We start from the raw sequence: 20,700 nt of genomic DNA on the forward strand, positions 1-20,700 counted from the left end.
CAGACATAAAAATGGTAAAAACAAAAATCACAACACCAGAACTTATACCCTCAAACATACATCTACACCATATTGTACAAATATTACACCCTTATTTACACATAAACTCTCAAAAGCAGTAAGGAAACACAACCAACGTTAAATAAAACATCATCCAAAAACTCTAGACCACATATTTTCCTTCAGACCGACGTAAAGTACACCATCCACTTCTTTGAGCGGATAAATCTGTATATAATTACCCTGTCCTGCAGCTCCTCTTCCGTCTATCAAATTAAATCGATGCCGGTGATAAGGGCAAACCACTTCGTTTCCTTCACACCATCCATGCGCCAGATTCGCTCCTGCGTGTGGGCATTTTTTTGAGAATGCAATCCATTTATCCTCCTTCCATAACAAACAAAATGATTTTCCGGACAACTCGATGAGTTGGATTGCTGATTTTTGCGAAAGATAATCGTGGGGTATTTCAATCCATTTCATATGTTAAAAATATGTTTGTGAGTATGCCTTAGAGAAGAGGAATATTTCATAGGAAACTATTTAGACAGAAAATTTCTCTTGACAGTAACAATTAAATATTATCTTTAAACTTAGATAAAATGGATTGCTTTTACAAACCCAGCGAAGCGAAATTACTCATGATGATCAGCTTTACTATGTATGAATGAGCGCCAAACAGATCCCCAACCATTGACAGGCGGACGTTTGCCGATGAATGAAGCACTATTACGGATGAAATACAAAACAAGAAAAACGTGTCTAAAGACTTAAAGAAAAGATTTGACAGAATAGTAGAAATTCTCATACAATTACAATCCAAGCGTATCGTTAAAGCGAAGGAACTTTCAGCTCGGTTTGAAGTAAGTCTCCGTACTATATACCGCGATATTAAAAGTCTGGAACAAGCCGGTGTACCCATTATTGGCGAAGCGGGCGCAGGTTACAGTCTAGTTGAAGGGTACAAACTGCCGCCTGTAATCTTTACAAAAGAAGAAGCCATGAGTTTCGTTGCTGCTGAAAAACTGACACAAAAATTTCTGGACAAATCCATCAGCGATCATTTTACTACGGCGATGTACAAAGTAAAAGCAGTATTAAAAATTAACGACAAGGATATTGTAGCTGCTATAGAGAATCAGATCGTAATGAATAAGAGCAATTATGATATTTTCAATCATGAAGTCCCCCATGCATTTACAACCTTTTTCGAAAGTATCGCAAACCGGATACAAATCAAATTGTGCTACAGAGGTGTCTCCGATGATCTACCGCAAACGCGTATTATTGAACCCATAGGCCTGTTTCATGAAAGCGGCTTTTGGTATATCGCTGCTTATTGTTTAAACCGAGAAGCCTATCGTCAATTTAGAGCCGACCGTATACATGCTATAGCGTTGACTTCCATAAGTTATTCCAAAGAACATATTTCCATCGGAGATTTTTTAGCGGGCAGAACCGAAAACATTCAGCGAACGCATGTTCGAGTTGCAGTAGACAAAGACATTGCCATGCATCTCCAATGGGAACGTAGTTTTTACGGATTCATATCCCAAGAAGAAAAAACAACGCATGTAGAAATGACATTTGAAACCCGTAGTATCGATGAATTTGCGAGATGGTACATGATGTTTGCGGATAAAGCTGTTATCCTAGAACCGGATATATTAAAACAATCCGTACGCACCCTTATCAATAAGAGTCTAAAAAAAATTAATTCATAGCACCTCACTATTTTATTTTTTACATATGATCATTATTGATAAAAACACTCATTTAGCACGGACTAGCGTATCACATGCCGAAGCTTTGTTTGAGGCAATAGATCGAAATCGAGCGCATTTATCTAACTTTCTACCTTGGGTACAAAACATGAATAACATCGATGATCTATCAAGCTACTTGGCAAAATGCAATACGCTTATTGAAGAAGGTGCCGAGATCAGCTATGAAATTATTGTCAGTAATCGAATCGTTGGACGGATAGGCCTCCATCATATCGATAGATATAATCAACACGCCTCTATCGGCTATTGGCTTACAGAGCAAGCACAAGGTCGGGGAATAATTATTCGGGCCTGTAGAAGGCTAATCAACTACGCATTTTATATGCTCTATTTAAATCGAATAGAAATATTGGCCGCAAAAGGAAATGTAAAAAGTCAAGCTGTTCCCCAAAAACTGGGTTTCACCAAAGAGGGGGTATTACGACAGGTCGAAAAAGTGAACGACAAACTACATGATCTCATCGTATATGCAGTATTAAAAGAAGATTGGGAAAAAATGGAAAATCAAAAGCACCGCCAGTAATTTAGCGGTGCTTTTGACTATTATCTATCCCAGAAAAATGGAGGCTCAACATTTAAAGCTCTTAAATAGACATACCCTTGTGCCCGGTGATGGATTTCGTTATCGATGAAATACTGGATATTTTGAATTATCGGAAATTCATATTCACCGAATAAATTAAAATTTTCATGAAAACGTGCCTCCGGTATTTGACTGTATAATTCGTTAATCCGAGGAGTCTCCAAATCCCATTTCGCCAACAGTTCATCTTTAGTATTCAAGGGGAGATTATGGTTATAATCATCGGTCGAATTATTTACGATCCCCTCTAGTCCGGGTCCAGCTATGGACAATAGTTCTTTTACCAATTCAGCAAATGTGCGCATTCCTCCTATGGAAAAAGAAAATAACTCCTGTTCTGGAAACTTCTCAATGGTTTTACGAGTTAACGTACGATGGCCTTGCCAATGACTTAATAACTCCTCTTTTGAAATAATTTCTGTGTTCATGATCTTTTATAATTTAATTATATCGCTATTGATAAATCAAAATTACTGTCCATATTGACAGCCTCCTGTCAACAGCGATTTCTATTATAAAAAAAAGAAAAAAAATCCCCGTACTTTCCAGTTCGGGGATTCGCTATCACTTTATAAAGCTAAATTTTAGTTAGCCTGGTTTCTACGAATGATGTTTAACGCACCACCAGCTTTGAACCATTCAATTTGTTGTGCATTATACGTATGATTTACCAAAATTTCTTCAGACGAACCGTCAGCGTGGTGTAATACGATCGTCAAAGGCTTGTTTGGCGCAAATTCTGTTAAACCGACAATATCAATCGTATCATTTTCCTGAATTTTATCATAATCATCTTTGTTCACGAAAGTCAATCCCAACATACCTTGTTTTTTCAAGTTTGTTTCATGAATACGTGCAAAAGATTTTACCAATACCGCACGAACACCTAAATGACGAGGTTCCATTGCAGCGTGCTCACGTGAAGAACCTTCACCGTAATTTTCATCACCTACAACGATTGAACCGACATCAGCTGCTTTGTAAGCGCGCTGAGTAGCGGGTACAGGACCATACTCACCTGTTAGCTGGTTTTTAACAAAGTCTGTCTTGTCGTTGTAATAGTTTACCGCACCGATCAACATGTTATTGGAGATGTTATCCAAGTGACCACGGTATTTCAACCAAGGACCAGCCATAGAGATATGGTCGGTAGTACACTTGCCTTTGGCTTTGATCAATAATTTCAAGCCCTTTAAGTCAGTGCCTTCCCAAGCAGCAAACGGCTCCAATAATTGAAGGCGATCAGACGTAGGAGACACATCAACAGAAACTGATGAACCATCAGCAGCTGGAGCTTGGTATCCTGCATCTTCTACTGCAAATCCTTTTGCCGGTAATTCATCACCGGTAGGCGGATCTAATTTAACCTGCACACCGTCTTTGTTCGTCAACGTATCCGTAACAGGATTAAACCCTAAATCACCTGAGATGGCTATAGCGGCAACTATTTCAGGTGAAGTTACAAAAGCGTATGTATTTGGATTACCATCGGCACGCTTTGCAAAGTTACGGTTAAAGGAGTGGACGATAGTATTCTTCTCTTGTTGATCCGCACCTGCACGATCCCACATACCTATACATGGACCACATGCATTTGTAAAAATCGTCGCATTTAGATCTTCGAAGGTTTTCAACAAACCATCACGGTCTGCCGTATAACGTACTTGCTCGGAACCAGGGTTAATACCAAATTCAGCTTGTGTTACCAACCCCTTTTCAATGGCCTGTTTGGCAATTGAAGCGGCACGGGACAAATCTTCGTAAGAAGAATTGGTACATGAGCCAATAAGACCCCATTCCACTTTTGTAGGCCATCCATTTTTAGAAGCCTCTTCACGCATACGTGAAATTGGCGTATATAAATCCGGTGTGAAAGGACCATTCAGAGACGGTTCCAATTCCGATAGATTGATTTCGATTACCTGATCAAAATATGCTTCTGGATCAGCATATACTTCGGCATCAGCGGTCAGATGTTGTTTGATGGCATTGGCTGCATCAGCTACATCAGCACGGTCAGTCGAACGCAAGTAACGCTCCATAGATTCGTCATAACCGAATGTTGAAGTTGTCGCACCAATCTCCGCACCCATGTTACAGATAGTACCTTTACCCGTACAGGATAAAGATTCTGCACCATCACCAAAATACTCGACGATGCATCCCGTACCGCCTTTTACTGTAAGAATACCAGCTACTTTTAAGATCACGTCTTTCGCAGAAGCCCAGCCACTTAATTTACCTGTTAGTTTTACACCGATTAATTTAGGAAATTTAAGCTCCCACGGCAATCCCGCCATCACATCACATGCATCAGCACCACCCACTCCGATAGCCACCATACCCAGACCACCGGCGTTCACCGTATGGGAGTCGGTACCGATCATCAAGCCCCCCGGGAAAGCATAGTTTTCCAATACAACTTGATGGATAATACCCGCTCCGGGTTTCCAGAAACCAATACCATATTTATTTGATACCGAACTTAAAAAGTTGAATACTTCCGAACTCTCTTGTTTTGCCCGTGTTAAATCTTGCGCGGCACCATCACGAGCTTGAATCAAGTGATCACAGTGAACGGTAGATGGAACAGCCGCTTGCGGACGCCCCGCTTGCATAAATTGCAACAAAGCCATTTGAGCCGTTGCATCCTGCATCGCTACGCGATCTGGAGCAAAATCCACGTAGGATTTCCCGCGTTCATAAGCTTCAGAAGCATTACCATTCCAAAGGTGGGCATACAAAATCTTCTCCGAAAGTGTCAATGGTTTATTTACAATCTGACGAGCGGCATTAATTCGCTCATCGTATTGAGAATAAACCTTTTTTATCATGTCTATATCAAAAGCCATATCACTTATTTTTTTATTATACGTTCACATTTTTCTACCGTCGAGATAATAACCAACTATCCGACTAAAAGTTTGTGAGGGGGTGCGAAATTAGTCAAGCTGATACCCTCTACTGCTGCTTTATATTCTTCCATATTAGGAATTCGTCCAAGAATTGCCGATAGCACCACCACCGGAGTAGATGCAAGCAATGATTCTCCTTTTTTACGCTCAGAATCTTCAACGACTCTTCCTTGGAAAAGACGTGTAGAAGTTGCCAATACAGTATCTCCTTTAGCAGCCTTCTCTTGATTACCCATACAAAGGTTACAACCCGGACGTTCAAGATACATCATGTTCTCATATTCTGTACGAGCCGCACTCTTAGGAAAAAGGTCACTGAACTCGAATCCCGAATATCGCTGTAGAATATCCCAATCTCCTTCATCCTTTAATTCATCAATGATGTTATAAGTTGGAGCTGCCACTACTAGTGGTGCACGGAACTCCACTGCACCTTTTTGTTCTTCTATATTTCTGAGCATTTGAGAAACAATCTTCAAATCACCTTTGTGAACCATGCAAGATCCAACAAAACCAAGATCTACTTTTTTTGTTCCTCCGTAGTAAGAAAGTTCTCGAATCGTATCGTGGGTATATCGTTTAGAAACATCTTCGTTGTTCACGTCCGGATCCGCTATCATCGGTTCTGCAATCAGGTCAAGATCAATCACAACTTCTGCATAATATTTAGCACTTTCATCAGGAGCCAATGCAGGTTTATCACCCGATTTAATTTCTGCAATACGTTTATCGGCCTTGTTGATCAAACCTTGAAGCACTTGCTTATCGTTGTCCATTCCCTTGTCGATCATGATCTGGATTCGGCTTTTTGCAATTTCTAAGGATTCAATTAACGTATCGTCTTCAGAAATATTGATAGAGGCTTTTGCTTTCATCTCTGCCGTCCAGTCTGTAAACGTAAATGCCTGATCTGCCGGTAGGGTTCCGATATGAACCTCAATGACCCTTCCTTGGAATACATTCTCACCGTTAAACTGTTGAAGCATCTGCGCTTGAGTCGCATGAACCACATCACGAAAATCCATATGATCTTTCATTTCTCCCTTGAACGTAACTTTTACGGATTCAGGAATCGGCATAGAAGCCTCTCCCGTTGCCAGCGCAAGTGCAACGGTTCCTGAGTCCGCTCCGAAAGCAACCCCTTTAGACATTCTTGTATGTGAATCTCCACCGATGATAATTGCCCATTCATCTACCGTAATATCGTTGAGAACTTTGTGAATAACATCTGTCATAGAATGATATTCACCTTTCGGGTCACGGGCCGTGATCAATCCGAAGTCGTTCATAAATTTCATGAGTTTAGGGATATTTGCCTGTGCTTTTTTATCCCATACCGATGCCGTGTGACAACCTGATTGATAAGCTCCGTCGACAATTGGAGAAATCACAGTAGCTGCCATAGATTCCAATTCCTGAGCCGTCATAAGCCCGGTCGTATCCTGTGACCCTACGATATTCACTTCTACACGAACATCAGAACCCGCGTGCAACACTTTACCCGGAGCTAAACCTACAGCATTTCTGTTGAATATTTTCTCTACTGCCGTCAACCCCTGTCCTTCATGAAAAATTTCTTTTGATGAAGCAAATACAGGCGGAATATCGATTTCTAAAGTTTTTGCAGCAAATGTTTGTATTTTCTTACCAAATACGATAGCATACGACCCTCCCGCTTTGATGAATTCCATTTTCTGCGGTGTAAACGACTTTGAAAGGTCTATCAACTCCTGATCGTCTTTGTATAGTTTCTTCTTCTTCGTATTGATGGTAAAAACGGTTCCGGTAACAACAGAATATACTTCTTCCATTGTAGGCTCTCCCTTTTCATTCAGAACGGGACTTCCTTTTTCGTCTACCTTTTTTACCCAGTTCTTTAAATCAATACCAATACCGCCGGTAACATCAACTGTTGTCAAAAAAATCGGAGAAATTCCGTTTGTACCAGCAACAATTGGAGCAAAATTAACAAATGGAACATAAGGACTTGCTTGCTTGCCTGTCCAAAGTGCTACATTATTTACGCCAGACATCCTAGAAGATCCCACACCCATAGTACCTTTTTCAGCAATCAACATGACAGTTTTGTCTGGATGTTGTGCCTGCAATGCTCTAATTTCCTCTTGTGCTTCAGGAGAAATCATACATTTACCATGAAGTTCACGATCTGAACGTGAGTGTGCCTGGTTACCCGGAGATAATAAGTCGGTCGAAATATCACCTTCACCTGCTACGAAAGTCACCACTTTTATCTCTTCGGGTACTTCCGGTAGTTTCGTAAAGAATTCAGCTTGCGCATAACTCTCAAGAATTTCTTTTGCAATAACATTTCCTTCTTTGTAAGCGTCTTTTAGCCGATCTGTATCCATCTCATAAAGAAATACCTGTGTTTTTATAACATTTGCCGCTTCATTGGCTATAGCAACATCATTACCAAGAGCCAGATCAAGCAGTACTCCTACAGACGGACCGCCTTTCATATGCGACAACAATTCAAAGGCAAAAGCAGGCGTAATTTCTTCTACAACCGATTCGCCTAAAATGATTTCCTTTAAAAATTTTGCTTTTACGCCCGCGGCACTAGTTGTTCCAGGTAGGGTATTATAAATGAAAAATTTAAGAGAGTCTTCTCTATGAGGATTACTAGAGTCTTTAATTTGTGTGATGATTTCGCTTAACAAGTCTGCTCCATCGATAGGTTTGGGATGGAGCCCTTGTTCTTTTCTTTCTTCAATTTCTTGTATGTAATTATTATAAATACTCATATTTAGAAGTCTTTTCAAAGTTGGAAGTAGTTTACAAAACAATTGTATCTACCATTTTTATGCAATTTCTTTTCGATTTGTCGACATATCGGAATATATCAACTCTTTTTTTTATCAGCACAAAAATAGCAAAAATCAAACTCTAAATGCAATTTAAGCAATTGATTACATAATTTGGAACTGTTCTAAACTACATATCGGAGTTATGTACCTCTATCTTTAAATTTAGGATAGAAACCATTGATCACACGGTCTGCAGGGTGTAATCAACTGCTTTTAATTTTCTCACGGTATCGAGTGGTGTCGAAGAGTTAAACACAAATGAACCCGCGACTAAAACATCAGCTCCAGCTTGAAGCAAAGCTCCTGCATTATCCAATGTAACCCCGCCATCTATTTCTATTTGCAAGGTATCATTAACCCCCGCGGCCAAAGCACGTAACTCCCTAATTTTGGTATACGTATGCGCTATAAACTTTTGTCCGCCGAACCCTGGATTGACAGACATCAAACATACCAGATCAATATCCTGAATAACATCCTTCAAAAGTTGCACGGATGTATGCGGATTTAGCGCCACACCTGCTTTACAACCTAGTTCTTTTATTCCTGCAAGCGTACGATGCAAATGGGTACATGCCTCATAATGTACGGTGATTATTTCTGCTCCATTGTCTTTGCATACCTTCAGATAACGATCGGGATCGACGATCATCAAATGAACATCCAAAGGTTTTTTAGCATGCTTCGAAATAGCCTGCATCACTGGAAACCCAAAAGAAATATTAGGAACGAAAACGCCATCCATGATATCAATATGAAACCAGTCTGCTTCGCTTTCGTTGACCATCTGAATATCCTTGCTCAGGTTTGCAAAATCTGCTGCTAATACAGAAGGAGCAATAAGGTGTTTTATAGTTGACATGAGTCTTTGTTTTTTTTGCAAATATAAGGATATTCCACTTTTTTAGTCGACAACTTTTCATTTATTACCGAGACATCCTATCCTCGTCAACGTTTTATAACACTGAAACCTAATAAACACTAATACTTTAAATAATAATTTACAAAAATCTCATTTACAATGCGTTAAAACTATAGGTTAAAAGATATTTAAAGACTATTAAATCTAAGACAGTACCTATTGAATACCACTAAAAGGCGACAAATCCACTTCTAAGATCGAGAATTCATGAAATGGAGCAGATAATTTCATTTTTTAAGATCGTTACTTACACCTTACTGCAACAATTCAATATGAATATATTATATATATAATAATCATTGTGTATTGATTTTAAATTGATTATAAAAATAAAAACTAACACTATAATCAAAATCTATATCTAGTTTCGAGTAAGATTACTGCTATTCTTCTATCAAGCTATTCAAAATCGCACAATAATAATTACATTTGTTTAAGAACTATTTACATTGCTTTTTTATAGTGGCCAAGCTCAAAATAAATTACGTTAACTCGAAACTACAGAACAATTCTACCGTTTTAAAATACGGTATGGTTATTCTTACTATTGTACTTATTTGCATCTTCCTACCCAAACAGCCCCGCTTCCGATATGAGTTTCAAAAAGGGAAAGCATGGAATCATGAAAACCTTATTTCCCCTTATAATTTTGCTATTTTAAAAACCAAGGAGGAACTTGACAGGGATAAGCAGCAAATCTTAAAAACCGTTCAACCTGTATACAATTTACAGATATCTATCAGCAAAGAACAGATTGATCAGTTTGTCACAGATATTGCAGAAAAATGGCAAGCATCACAATTGGACACAATCGAAACACTACATATAGAAGACTATAAAGATGCAGGCTTAGCACTCCTCAATTACATCTATAATAGAGGAGTGATTTCACTTAACAATCGATATCAGACGAAAGGGAAGGAATCAGATAAAGTAGATCCCACAGAATCGAATTACAATTTCACGTTGATGAATGATAATGTCGCCCAGCAAAAGAATACTGTCGATTGTTTCACTATTGAATTGGCCAATAACTACATCACTCAAACATTATCGAAGCGCAGTAAAATAACCCATAAAACCTGGCTAACAGAGGTTTTGAAGAATTATGTCACGGTAAACCTGATCTACAACGAAACCCTTACAGACAAAATCGAACAAACGGCGCTGGCAAACATTTCTACGACAAGAGGGATGGTTCAAAAAGGGGAACTAATAGCCGAAAAAGATAAAATCATCAACAGCGAAACCTATCAAAAATTAGAGTCCCTGAAGAAAGTCTTTGAAGATGAAGCCAAAATAAGCGGAAATCAAAACTATGTTGTACTCGGCCAATTTTTAATTGTAGGATTAGCCATGAGCCTGCTTATGGTATTTTTATTCTTTTTCCGTCGACAGATATATAATAATAACCGACTCCTTTTAATCATTTACATCGTCATTATATCGATGTTGGGCGTACTCTCCTGGGCAATAAAAATCCAGATTCCCAGCTTATATTATATTCCTTATTGTGGAGTACCTATTATATTTCGCATTCTATTTGACACCCGCGTAGCACTTAACATTCACCTGTTGATGGTATTAGTTGCTGCGCTTTTTGTGCCAAATAGTTATGACTTCGTTTTCCTGCAAATCATGGCAGGACTAGTAGCTATCTATAGTATCAAGACCATGGTAAAGCGAGAGCAGTTTCTGATTTCCAGCGGTTTGATCCTCGCGACCTACATCATTGCTTACATTGGTTTGGTACTTACACGTAACGGTTCTTTTCAAAATATATACTGGAACGAATTAATTCCCTTTATCGTAAGCGTAGGACTCACCCTTTTGGCATATCCCCTTATTTATGCTTTCGAAAAGCTTTTTGGAATCGTTTCCGATCTGACGTTGATGGAATTAACAAACAGTAATTCCAAACTACTGAGAGAACTATCGCTAAAAGCTCCCGGTACATTCCAACATTCCTTGCAAGTAGCGAATCTAGCCGAAGCGGCAATTTACAAGATCGGAGGCAATCCACTGCTCATTCGTGCCGGAGCATTATACCACGATATAGGTAAGATGACTAATCCCCTATATTTCATTGAAAATCAAAAAACCGGAGCCAATCCCCACGAAGAGTTAACACCAGAGCAAAGTGCTCAAATCATTATATCGCACGTTCTGAAAGGAATAGAAATTGCACGTCGCAATCAACTACCTGAAGTAGTGATAGACTTTATAAGAACACATCACGGCACAACCCGGGTAGATTATTTTTATAATACGTTTATCAAAAATAATCCGGATAAATTGGTTGATGAGACCATATTCCACTACCCCGGTCCGATTCCATTTTCAAAAGAAACCGCAGTATTAATGATGGCAGACTCTGTTGAGGCGGCATCAAGAGCGTTAAAAGAACCTACACAACAGTCTATCAGCAAATTAGTCGACAAGATCATCGAGCACAAATTGATGCAAAAGCAATTTGCCAAATCGAACATCACCATGAAAGATATCAGTGATGTATCCGAAATCTTCAAATCCATGTTAATGAGCATACATCATGTACGCATTGACTATGATTTGAGCAAAAAGAAAGAATCGGGTTAAAATAAATTGATTGTCAGAAGGTTAATTTAAACGGTCATTTTTTTATTAAAAAAACGGTATTTTGACTTTGCGGAATGAAAATTTTGATTTATGTTTGCACTGTCGAAACCCGGAGAGGTGCCTGAGTGGCCGAAAGGAACAGTTTGCTAAACTGTCGTACTGGAAACGGTACCGCGGGTTCGAATCCCGCCCTCTCCGCCAAGACAAAATAAAACCCAGCTGCAAAGCTGGGTTTTGTTGTTTATGGACTTTTGCAAGCTTGCTTGAACAAAAGGACTTAACAACAAACCTGAACGGAGTGAAGGGCGTTATTTTGGGTTGAAGCCTCCCCATCTACGGGATCATGAAATAATCCCGCCCTCTCCGCCAAGACAAAACAAAACCCAACTGCAAAGTTGGGTTTTGTTGTTACGCTCCCATTTCTATTTTCTCATTCAGATACTTCCAATATCGCTTTGGCACATGCTGTATATGCAGTTTTAGATTTTTACGCTCCCTAATATTGACCGATTTAAAATATTGGTTCCACAATTTACTATACAGTATTTCCGACTCATGCCCCGCTAAAGTAATCGATTTTTGATCTATCCTATTTCCCGGCCCAAACTCGATTTCCTGCACTTGATCACCATCGTAAAATAGTCCATACTTACGCTTTATATCATATATTATCCACTTCTGATCGGCATATCGATCTTTGAAATGTTTGCTTATTAACGGTAGGACATTAAAATCAGGTTCCGCAATAGCGAAATAAACACCATCTTCCAACAATTGAAAACGTATAAAAGCTTTCATTCGATGCCGTTCCCTGGACACAGATTTCACGATCTTTTTGACTTCCAGCACATCCATATGTGCATAGTTTTTAGAAGCCTGTTCTTTCATACTCAAATAATACTGTACAGTTCGCAAAATCAGCAACTCCCTGCCCTCTTTTTCAGAAAGAAAAACATGATATAGTTCCAGAAATCCCTTTTTGCCGACGCTAGTAACAATTCCTTTCATAACCCGGGCAGATTTAATATCATCCGTTGCTACATGTATTAAAGCCGAAGTGAATAAAAGGGATTGAATCGCCTTATGTTCGGTTTCAATAGCACTGACACCATATTTATAAGCATATACATCAAATATTAGCGATAACACGCCTTTCCAAGTTCCATCATAACACAATGCCTGCTGTTTCACGTTAAAAAAGATTTAATTGCGTGCTTACCGCTTTGACATACTTGCTCGAGGAGCTGCTTAAGATAAAATGCTTTATTCTTTCCGATTGTTGGTCTGCATACCGCTGTATATAGCCATGGCAGGAAATAAAATACTTTGCCTTATTTATAGCGATTCCCAACTTTTGCAAATGCTCCAATCGTAGCTTTTCAAATTTACGTGCCGAAACGATCTTTTTCGCAGACCGTACACCTACACCCGGAATCCGCAATATCATTTCATAGGGAGCCCTATTCACGTCCACGGGGAATTTATCCATATTCCGTAATGCCCAGCTTAATTTGGGATCGATATCCAGATCCAGCAACGGGTTCGTATCATTGACAATTTCATTCGCTTCAAACCCATAAAATCGCAGCAACCAATCCGTTTGATACAACCGGTTTTCCCTTACCAAAGGGACTTCAGTACCAATAGCAGGCAGCCTTAAATCGTTGGAAATAGGTACATAACCCGAGTAATACACCCTTTTCATTTTATAATGGGTATAAAAATGCTGTGCAGCATGTACAATCTGCAAGTCGCTTTCTTTCGCAGCTCCAATAATCATCTGCGTACTTTGGCCGGCGGGTGCAAATTTGGGCGTACTTTTGATGATTTTCTTTTCCTCTTTTGTCTGTAGGATTGTATTGCTAATATATTTTATTGGATGGATCATCTCCCGATGGTTTTTCTCAGGTGCCAGCAATTTCAATCCGGCTTCCGTCGGTATTTCCAGATTAATACTCAGTCGATCCGCGTAAAGACCGGCTTCAAATATGAGCTCTTCCGAGGCCCCTGGAATAGTTTTCAGGTGGATATAACCATTAAAGTTGTGTTCCTTTCGGAGTTTTTTCGCAATTCTAACCAGGCGTTCCATTGTATAATCCGCATTTTGGAAGATACCCGAACTCAGAAATAAACCTTCAATATAGTTCCTTCGATAAAAGTTAATGGTAAGATCCACCACCTCCTGCACCGTAAAGGCAGCTCGTTTTACATCATTGGAACGACGTGACACGCAATAAGCACAATCAAATATACAGTGATTCGTCAGTAGAATTTTGAGTAGGGATACGCAACGTCCATCTTCCGTATAGGTATGGCATATACCGGCTCCGGTATTTCCCAGTCCTTTATCCTTATTTTTCCGATCACTCCCACTCGAGCTACAGCTTACATCATATTTGGCAGCATCTGCCAGAATTGAAAGCTTTTCCTGAATACGACTTCCCATCTATCCTTAATATTTTGGTAAAAATACTAAAATTATTAGTAATAAATAACTTTATTTCAAGAATGCTTATCCACCAAAAACTACGTATTACCAAACTTTTCAGTTCGCAGCTGGTTATCCTATAAAAATGAATTTTTAAGATGAGAGCAATTTGGACAGGAGCTATAGGATTTGGTTTAGTCAATATTCCTATAAAGATATACAGTGCCATACAGAACAGTCAGCTGGATTTCGACATGCTGGATCGCAAAGACCAATCGAATATTCGCTACAAAAGAGTAAACGAAAAAACGGGAAAAGAGGTTGAATGGGAAAATATTGTGAAGGGATATATGCTCAAAGAAAAATACGTGGTATTAGAAGAAGCTGATTTCGAAGATGCCATGCCCGATAAAAATAAGATGATCAACTTACAGACATTTGTCAAAGAAGCTGATATTGACAGCATCTATTTTGACACACCCTATTATATGGAGCCACAAAAAGGCGGCGAAAAAGCCTATTCCCTGTTGATGAAAGCATTGGAAAAAAGCAAGGCCGTAGGATTAAGCACCTTTGTTATGCGCACCATAGAAAACCTTGCTATCGTACGTCCGCACAATGGCATATTACTCTTAAACAAACTCCGTTTTGAAGAAGAGATCAGATCTACAGCAGATTTAAAAGTGACCAATCAGCGTATTGCAAAACAAGAAATGGACATGGCTCTGCAACTCATTAAGCAGAACAGTTCTGATTTTGATATTTCGGGTTATAAAAACGAGTACAGCAAGGCCTTATTGAAAATTATAAAACAAAAGGCGCAAGGAAAACGTGCTACTATTCGCAAGATTAATGTAGATAGAGAAAACACGAAAGCCTCCGAATTATTGGCTAAGTTAAAAGCAAGTTTAGCTTAGAACTTCTCCAGTGCCTTCTTCAGATTTACTTTTTCGCTAAAGATGTCCGCCCAGGGATCCTGGGTCGTGGAAACACGTTGCAATACCGTTTCTATTGTAAACCGTTGGATTTCCAGATTACCGTCAACCTCACTCCATGCCAAAGGTGTTGACACCGTAGCACCTGGCTTAGGTCGTACAGAATAGGGGGCAGCGATGGTCTGGCCTTTCTTATTTTGCATATAATCCAAATAAATTTTGTTTTTGCGCTTTGTAGGGGAACGCTCAAGACTCGTTGTTTCGCCGTGACGTTCGTGAACCAATTCGGCTACCATCTGAATAAATCCACGGGCAAGTTCATAATCATACTGTCCACCCAGATAGATATAAATATGGAGCCCCGTTGAGCCAGATGTTTTAATATAACTATTCACACCGGCATAATCTAAAATTTCATGCGCTGTCAATGCGACTGCCACCACCTCTTCAAAAGCAACACCGTTCGGATCCAGATCCAGTACCGCAAAATCCGGCCTTTGCTTCCGTCTATACGTCGATAGCCAAGGATTAATTTCGATAGACCCCATATTAGCCATCCATAGCAAAGTTGCCTCGTTATTGCATATCAGGTAATTAACCGTATCACCGGTGTTCTCGGATGCGAGCGGAACTGTTTTAAGCCAGGATGGAATAGAATCTGTATCCATATCCTTTTGAAAAAAACCAGATTCTAAAATACCGTTCGGAAAGCGATTTAAGGAGATTGGCTTATCTTTTAGGTATGGTAAGATCAGTGGTGCCATAGATTCATAGTAATCCAGCATCTCCCCTTTCGTAATCCCCTCATCCGGCCAATATATTTTTTTCTGGTTGGTCAATTTGAGTTTTATCCGACCATATGTCACTTCACGTTCGTTCAGCACATCTTTGATCGGTATCACCCGTTTTATTTCTGCAATAGTTTTATCATTTCGCAATGATTTAAATACCGGATGACGCATATGTTGATCCCTTGTCCATTCCGAAAAAGAGATTTCCGCAATCAGTTTTGGTTTTATCCAGGTTACCTTGCGCTCGTTTGCAATCGCTACCTTTTTATCAAAGGGTTTCTTCGTTTCAGGTACCCGCTTAATCTTATCAAATATTTCATGAAGATTCTGTTCCTTAAAACCCGTTCCTACATTTCCCACGTATACCAGTCCATCATCACCTTGCACGGCAAGCACGAGCGCTCCGAAAGCTGAGCGGGAACCTTCTGGCTTTGTGTAACCTACGATAATCGCTTCCTGAGATTGCTGGAACTTAATTTTCCGCCAAAAAGAAGTACGCTTTCCCGAAAGATACTTGCTACTGATTTCTTTGGCCAATATGCCTTCCCATCCTTCTTCGCTCGCTTTTTTCACAGATTTTTCGAATGTAAAATCCATAGATTCTACCAGACGTAGCTGCGCATGTTTATATTTAGTGAGTAACATATTTACCAGATCCCTCCGTTCGGACAATTCGAAATCCCGCAAATCGTTTCCATCCAGGGCAAGCACATCAAACACATAATAATACAATTGATATTTAGCCGGGAGAGGTTCACCGTGCTGCAACAGTTGAAAAGCACTTTTTTTCTTATGGTCTTCTATCACCAGTTCACCATCGAGAACGACATGGCGGTCAATATTCTCCAAGGCAGTTACAATCGACGGATACTGTTTATTGAAACTTACGCCATTACGTGATATCAGGTTTATTTTTTTCTTGTTAATTTCGGCTATAGCGCGGAAACCGTCCAATTTACGTTCGAACAACCATTCCCCTTCATCGGGAACCGTTTCGGACAACGTAGCTAGCATCGGCGAAGTAATTTTGGAATCCGAAGAGATTTCCTCTTCAGGAGGCATGGCGCCTTTATTTTTACCGGTTTTAGTCTTTGTTACCGTTTCAGCTTTGCTCCCCTTGCGGCTTTTCTTATAATCAATACCATGTCTTTTGATCTTTTCATTCACCAGGTCTTCTGCATTAAAGTCATCCTCTACAGCATATTTATCCCGGTGTTTGATAAGGAGCCAGGCATTGTCTTCCGAACTTTTAATTTTTACTAGAGCAAATTCTCCCTTCAGGATCTTACCTTTTAATATAACTTTAACACTTCCCTTTTCAAGTTCTTCCAATAAGCCCTTTTCACCACCCTTTTTATCGATAGGTTCGTAGCTGCCTTGATCAAAGATGGAAACACTGCCATATCCGTAATTTCCCTTCGGTATATCACCTTCGAAGCTGCCATAACTTATTGGATGATCCTCGACCATTACTGCCAACCGTTTATCCTCCGGGTTTAAAGAAGGTCCTTTTGGCACCGCCCAGCTCTTGAGTACGCCATCCATCTCCAGTCGAAAATCATAGTGAAGGCGTGAAGCATGATGTCGCTGTACCACGAAACGTAATTTTGCCGTCGATTTCTTTGTTGTGCCTTTCGGCTCGGAAGTCTTACTGAAATCTCTTTTCGTATTATATTTATCGAGCTCTGCCATATAGAAAGAACAAATAGCGAAAAATTTTGTTTATAACACTAATTTTAACTCCCCATGGTCTTTATCATCGCACGCTGGGTTACCTATTGGCGTCTTAAAGCTGGGTCGCATACCGCTTTATTCGCTTTTTAAAAAAAAATAAAATATTTTAAAAAAACATTTGGTTCGTATTAAAAATAAACATACCTTTGCACCATCATAATTTAGGTTTATAATTGGTTAGTAAAGGTTTTCATTCTCCCCGTTTGAAAACCTTTCTTTTTTTAGATCTATTTGGTTTAGTAATTTCGAAAATAGGATTCAATATCAAAAAAAGTTTACCCTTACCTTATTGATTTGTAAAATATTTTTTTAACTTTGCACTTCCGTATACACGGAACAATTTTAAATTAAAATAATTATTTAAACAATGCAACAGTACGAATCTGTCATCATTCTTACCCCGTTGCTTTCAGAGGATGCCGCGAAAGAAACAATCGCAAAATTCAAAAGTATCCTAACAGAAGGCGGAGCCGAAATTATCGCAGAAGATAATTGGGGTTTGAGAAAATTAGCGTATCCAATCCAGAAAAAATCTACTGGGTTTTATCACTTAACTGAATTCAAGGCTCCAGGTGAATTAATTAAAAAATTAGAGCTTGAATACAAGCGTGACGAACGCGTAATGCGCTTCTTAACGATCTCTCTAGACAAGCATGCAATTGCTTATAGTGAGAAAAAACGTAGCGGTGCATTCAACAAAAAAGCAGAAACTAAAACTGAGGAGGTAGCAAAATAATGGCGAACGAAAACATCCAATACGTGACTGCTCCTAAAGTAGAGGACAACCGTAAAAAATATTGTCGTTTCAAAAAGAACGGTATCAAGTATATCGACTACAAAGACGCAAACTTCTTATTAAAGTTTGTAAATGATCAAGGTAAAATTTTACCTCGTCGTTTAACTGGTACATCATTGAAATTTCAACGTAAAGTAGCTCAAGCCGTGAAACGTGCGCGTATCATCGGACTTATGCCTTACGTAACTGATTCATTAAAATAAGGAGGATACGATAATGGAAGTTATATTAAAACAAGATGTTAAACACCTTGGAGAGAAAGACGATATCGTAGTAGTAAAACCGGGTTACGGTCGCAACTACCTTATTCCTCAAGGATTTGCTACATTAGCAACAACATCAGCAAAAAAGGTGTTGGCTGAGAATATCAAACAAGCTCAGTTCAAACAAGATAAAATTAAAAAAGATGCTACAGAGTTAGCTACTAAATTAGAAAGTGTTAAACTTTCAATCGGTGCTAAAGCAGGTGAATCTGGAAAAATCTTTGGTAAAGTAAACAGCATCCAAATTGCAGATGCGTTGAAAGCTCAAGGTTATGAAGTAGATCGCCGTCGTATCACATTTGAAGAAGAGCCTAAAACTCTTGGTGAATACGTAGCAAACTTAAACTTACACAAAGAAGTGAAAGTTCAAGTTCCTTTCGAAGTAGTAGGCGAATAATTATATTCAGTCTTAACATCATAAAAAAGGAGACAACGCAAGTTGTCTCCTTTTTTATGATCACTTTCGTATATGCTATTGGACACAAATGAAACTAATACTTGTAAAAAAACCACAAGTTATCTAAGTTTGTAGAATAACCGAGCTTACTAACCCGGAGAACACAGGCGGGCTCATCAAATATTATATGCATATGAAACCAAAAACTATTATCATAGCTGTATTGTTAGCAATCGTCGCGATCGTTTTATTCAATAACAAAGAAGAAAGCTCATTTTGGTTTTTTGGCGACATCCGTACATCCAAGCTGTTGATCCTTGGTGTATTTTTTTTAATAGGGGTTATTACAGGAGGTATCATCTTCCGTCGTAAGAAGGCACATCCGAAAGAATATGGGGTGACGAATCCGAACACACCAATCGCTCCTACCCCACTAGACGAGCATCCCTATTCCCCATCCAATCTATCAGATGAGGACAGAGAATATATTAGAAGAGATTAGAACACGAAGAAAAAGGAAACCTAAGCTTCCTTTTTCTTATTCTACCGTACCATCGTTCGCTTTCTTAACCTCGGCACCCCGTTTCTTACGTCCAGCCTGCTGTAAACTTTGATTTATCAAGTATTCAATCTGTCCGTTCACACTTCGGAATTCATCGTGTGCCCACTTTTCCAAAAGTTTATACGTTTCATCATCTATCCGTACCACAAAACTTTTTTTCATTTCATTGAAAACTAAAAATTACTAATTGTACAATGTTCCGGCATTTACTATTGGCTGAACAGATCTTTCCCCACACAATACCACCATCAGATTGCTTACCATTGCCGCTTTGCGTTCATCGTCCAATTCTACGATATTTTCTTCTGAAAGTCTTTTAAGTGCCATGTCTACCATCCCCACTGCGCCTTCTACAATTTTCGCCCGCGCGGCCACTATAGCAGACGCCTGTTGCCGTTGAAGCATGGCTCCAGCAATCTCGGAAGCGTACGCCAAGTGACTTATGCGCGCTTCCTCTACCACGATACCAGCCTTAGACAGGCGTTCCGTCAGCTCGTTTTCTAAAATGTGGTTTACATCGACTCCACCGCCGCGCAGCGTAATCTCCGCTTGATCATCTTCAAAATCATCGTATGCAAAACTTCCCGCCAGATGACGAACCGCAGCCTCACTCTGTACACGTACGTAATCGCCATACCTTTCTACATCATAAGCCGCCTTATACGTGTCTCCGACCTTCCATACAATCACTGCACCTATTTCAATTGGATTCCCAATTTTGTCATTTACTTTTAATGTCTGTCCTTGCAAATTTTCTGAACGCAAGCTTATCCGCGTTGCCGAATAGAGTGGATTAACAAAAAACAATCCATTGTCTTTCACCGTTCCTACATATTTCCCAAAAAAGTTGAGTACTCTCGAATGATTAGGTTGCACAATGATGATCCCTTTCAGAATCACAATCACAACTACAAGCATCAGTACAAATAATATTCCATACCAACTGGTTTTATCATTTACCAGTTGCACGACCGAATAAACAGCAACCATGGCTGCCAACACTCCAATTCCTAATGCGGAATACCCTGAAGTAGGTTTAATAATCTTTTCCATATAATTTAAATTAACTGCGTAACGTATTAAAATTTGATACTATTTTGATATCACTAATATATCATAATAAATTAATATTTCCTAATCAAATTTATCTATTTTTAATCG

18 protein-coding genes and 1 tRNA gene are annotated in these 20,700 nt (G+C 39.3%); 9 read left to right on the forward strand and 10 right to left on the reverse strand.

All coding sequences use genetic code 11. The features are described from left to right. Nucleotides 1-150 precede the first annotated feature (150 nt). Nucleotides 151-483: a Rieske (2Fe-2S) protein gene (locus tag FAZ15_RS16665; RefSeq protein ID WP_136902455.1), complete on the reverse strand. Its 333-nt coding sequence runs from the start codon at nt 481-483 to the stop codon at nt 151-153. A 275-nt stretch (nt 484-758) separates the two neighbouring features. Here FAZ15_RS16665 and FAZ15_RS16670 point away from each other — a divergent pair, with 275 nt between their 5' ends. Both FAZ15_RS16670 and FAZ15_RS16675 read left to right on the forward strand, forming a co-directional pair. Next, complete coding sequence (locus FAZ15_RS16670; RefSeq protein ID WP_136902456.1) at nt 759-1,724, forward strand: helix-turn-helix transcriptional regulator; 966 nt, start codon at nt 759-761, stop codon at nt 1,722-1,724. A gap of 25 nt (nt 1,725-1,749) precedes the next feature. After that, on the forward strand, nt 1,750-2,310 hold the full coding sequence (locus FAZ15_RS16675; protein WP_136902457.1) for a GNAT family N-acetyltransferase: 561 nt from the start codon (nt 1,750-1,752) through the stop codon (nt 2,308-2,310). A 20-nt stretch (nt 2,311-2,330) separates the two neighbouring features. Here FAZ15_RS16675 and FAZ15_RS16680 read toward each other — a convergent pair whose 3' ends face one another. The 4 genes from FAZ15_RS16680 to rpe form a co-directional block, all read right to left on the reverse strand. Next, a complete protein-coding gene (locus FAZ15_RS16680) occupies nt 2,331-2,798 on the reverse strand; it encodes a DinB family protein (protein ID WP_136902458.1) in 468 nt (155 codons plus the stop codon). A gap of 156 nt (nt 2,799-2,954) precedes the next feature. Beyond that, a complete protein-coding gene (locus tag FAZ15_RS16685; protein WP_136902459.1) occupies nt 2,955-5,222 on the reverse strand; it encodes an aconitate hydratase in 2,268 nt (755 codons plus the stop codon). 56 nt (nt 5,223-5,278) lie between these two features. Continuing rightward, nucleotides 5,279-8,050: a bifunctional aconitate hydratase 2/2-methylisocitrate dehydratase gene (locus tag FAZ15_RS16690; protein ID WP_136902460.1), complete on the reverse strand. Its 2,772-nt coding sequence runs from the start codon at nt 8,048-8,050 to the stop codon at nt 5,279-5,281. A gap of 244 nt (nt 8,051-8,294) precedes the next feature. After that, the gene (gene rpe / locus FAZ15_RS16695; RefSeq protein WP_136902461.1) at nt 8,295-8,975 is read right to left on the reverse strand and encodes a ribulose-phosphate 3-epimerase; all 681 of its coding nucleotides are present in this window, start codon (nt 8,973-8,975) and stop codon (nt 8,295-8,297) included. Between the two features lie 522 nt (nt 8,976-9,497). Between rpe and FAZ15_RS16700 the strand changes: the two genes are divergently transcribed. Together FAZ15_RS16700 and FAZ15_RS16705 are read left to right on the forward strand one after the other, a co-directional pair. After that, nucleotides 9,498-11,633, forward strand: coding sequence for an HD family phosphohydrolase (locus tag FAZ15_RS16700; protein WP_136902462.1), 2,136 nt, complete (start codon nt 9,498-9,500; stop codon nt 11,631-11,633). A gap of 111 nt (nt 11,634-11,744) precedes the next feature. Further along, nucleotides 11,745-11,834, forward strand: a tRNA-Ser gene (locus FAZ15_RS16705). A gap of 207 nt (nt 11,835-12,041) precedes the next feature. On the opposite strand, the gene FAZ15_RS16710 is transcribed toward FAZ15_RS16705, so the two are convergent. Beyond that, nucleotides 12,042-12,824, reverse strand: a complete 783-nt coding sequence (locus FAZ15_RS16710; RefSeq protein WP_136902463.1) for a TIGR03915 family putative DNA repair protein — start codon at nt 12,822-12,824, stop codon at nt 12,042-12,044. Nucleotide 12,825: 1 nt separating this feature from the next. Next, the gene (locus FAZ15_RS16715; protein ID WP_136902464.1) at nt 12,826-14,079 is read right to left on the reverse strand and encodes a putative DNA modification/repair radical SAM protein; all 1,254 of its coding nucleotides are present in this window, start codon (nt 14,077-14,079) and stop codon (nt 12,826-12,828) included. Between the two features lie 140 nt (nt 14,080-14,219). On the opposite strand from FAZ15_RS16715, the gene ku reads away from it, so the two are divergent. After that, complete coding sequence (gene ku, locus FAZ15_RS16720; protein WP_136902465.1) at nt 14,220-14,978, forward strand: non-homologous end joining protein Ku; 759 nt, start codon at nt 14,220-14,222, stop codon at nt 14,976-14,978. Here the strand turns inward: ku and ligD are convergent. Next, nucleotides 14,975-17,479 carry a DNA ligase D gene (gene ligD, locus FAZ15_RS16725; RefSeq protein ID WP_136902466.1) on the reverse strand — a complete coding sequence of 835 codons (2,505 nt, stop codon included), beginning with the start codon at nt 17,477-17,479 and terminating at the stop codon, nt 14,975-14,977. The genes ku and ligD overlap by 4 nt on opposite strands. A 409-nt stretch (nt 17,480-17,888) precedes the next feature. Here ligD and rpsF point away from each other — a divergent pair, with 409 nt between their 5' ends. The 4 genes from rpsF to FAZ15_RS16745 all read left to right on the forward strand — a co-directional run bounded on the left by rpsF (nt 17,889) and on the right by FAZ15_RS16745 (nt 19,479). Next, nucleotides 17,889-18,257, forward strand: a complete 369-nt coding sequence (gene rpsF, locus FAZ15_RS16730) for a 30S ribosomal protein S6 (protein ID WP_136902467.1) — start codon at nt 17,889-17,891, stop codon at nt 18,255-18,257. Further along, nucleotides 18,257-18,520, forward strand: a complete 264-nt coding sequence (rpsR, locus tag FAZ15_RS16735; RefSeq protein ID WP_093096199.1) for a 30S ribosomal protein S18 — start codon at nt 18,257-18,259, stop codon at nt 18,518-18,520. The genes rpsF and rpsR overlap by 1 nt, the downstream gene beginning before the upstream one ends. Before the next feature lie 13 nt (nt 18,521-18,533). Further along, nucleotides 18,534-18,977 (forward strand): 50S ribosomal protein L9, encoded by a 444-nt coding sequence (gene rplI, locus FAZ15_RS16740; RefSeq protein WP_136902468.1) that lies wholly within the window; start codon nt 18,534-18,536, stop codon nt 18,975-18,977. A gap of 193 nt (nt 18,978-19,170) precedes the next feature. After that, entirely contained in the window at nt 19,171-19,479 is a 309-nt protein-coding gene (locus FAZ15_RS16745) for a hypothetical protein (protein ID WP_136902469.1), read from the forward strand. Nucleotides 19,480-19,515: 36 nt separating this feature from the next. Here FAZ15_RS16745 and FAZ15_RS16750 read toward each other — a convergent pair whose 3' ends face one another. Next, on the reverse strand, nt 19,516-19,701 hold the full coding sequence (locus tag FAZ15_RS16750; protein ID WP_136902470.1) for an Arc family DNA-binding protein: 186 nt from the start codon (nt 19,699-19,701) through the stop codon (nt 19,516-19,518). Between the two features lie 21 nt (nt 19,702-19,722). Further along, a complete protein-coding gene (locus FAZ15_RS16755) occupies nt 19,723-20,592 on the reverse strand; it encodes an SPFH domain-containing protein (RefSeq protein ID WP_136902471.1) in 870 nt (289 codons plus the stop codon). Nucleotides 20,593-20,700 lie beyond the last annotated feature (108 nt).

Source organism: Sphingobacterium olei (genome assembly GCF_005048855.1).
Taxonomy (GTDB): domain Bacteria; phylum Bacteroidota; class Bacteroidia; order Sphingobacteriales; family Sphingobacteriaceae; genus Sphingobacterium; species Sphingobacterium olei.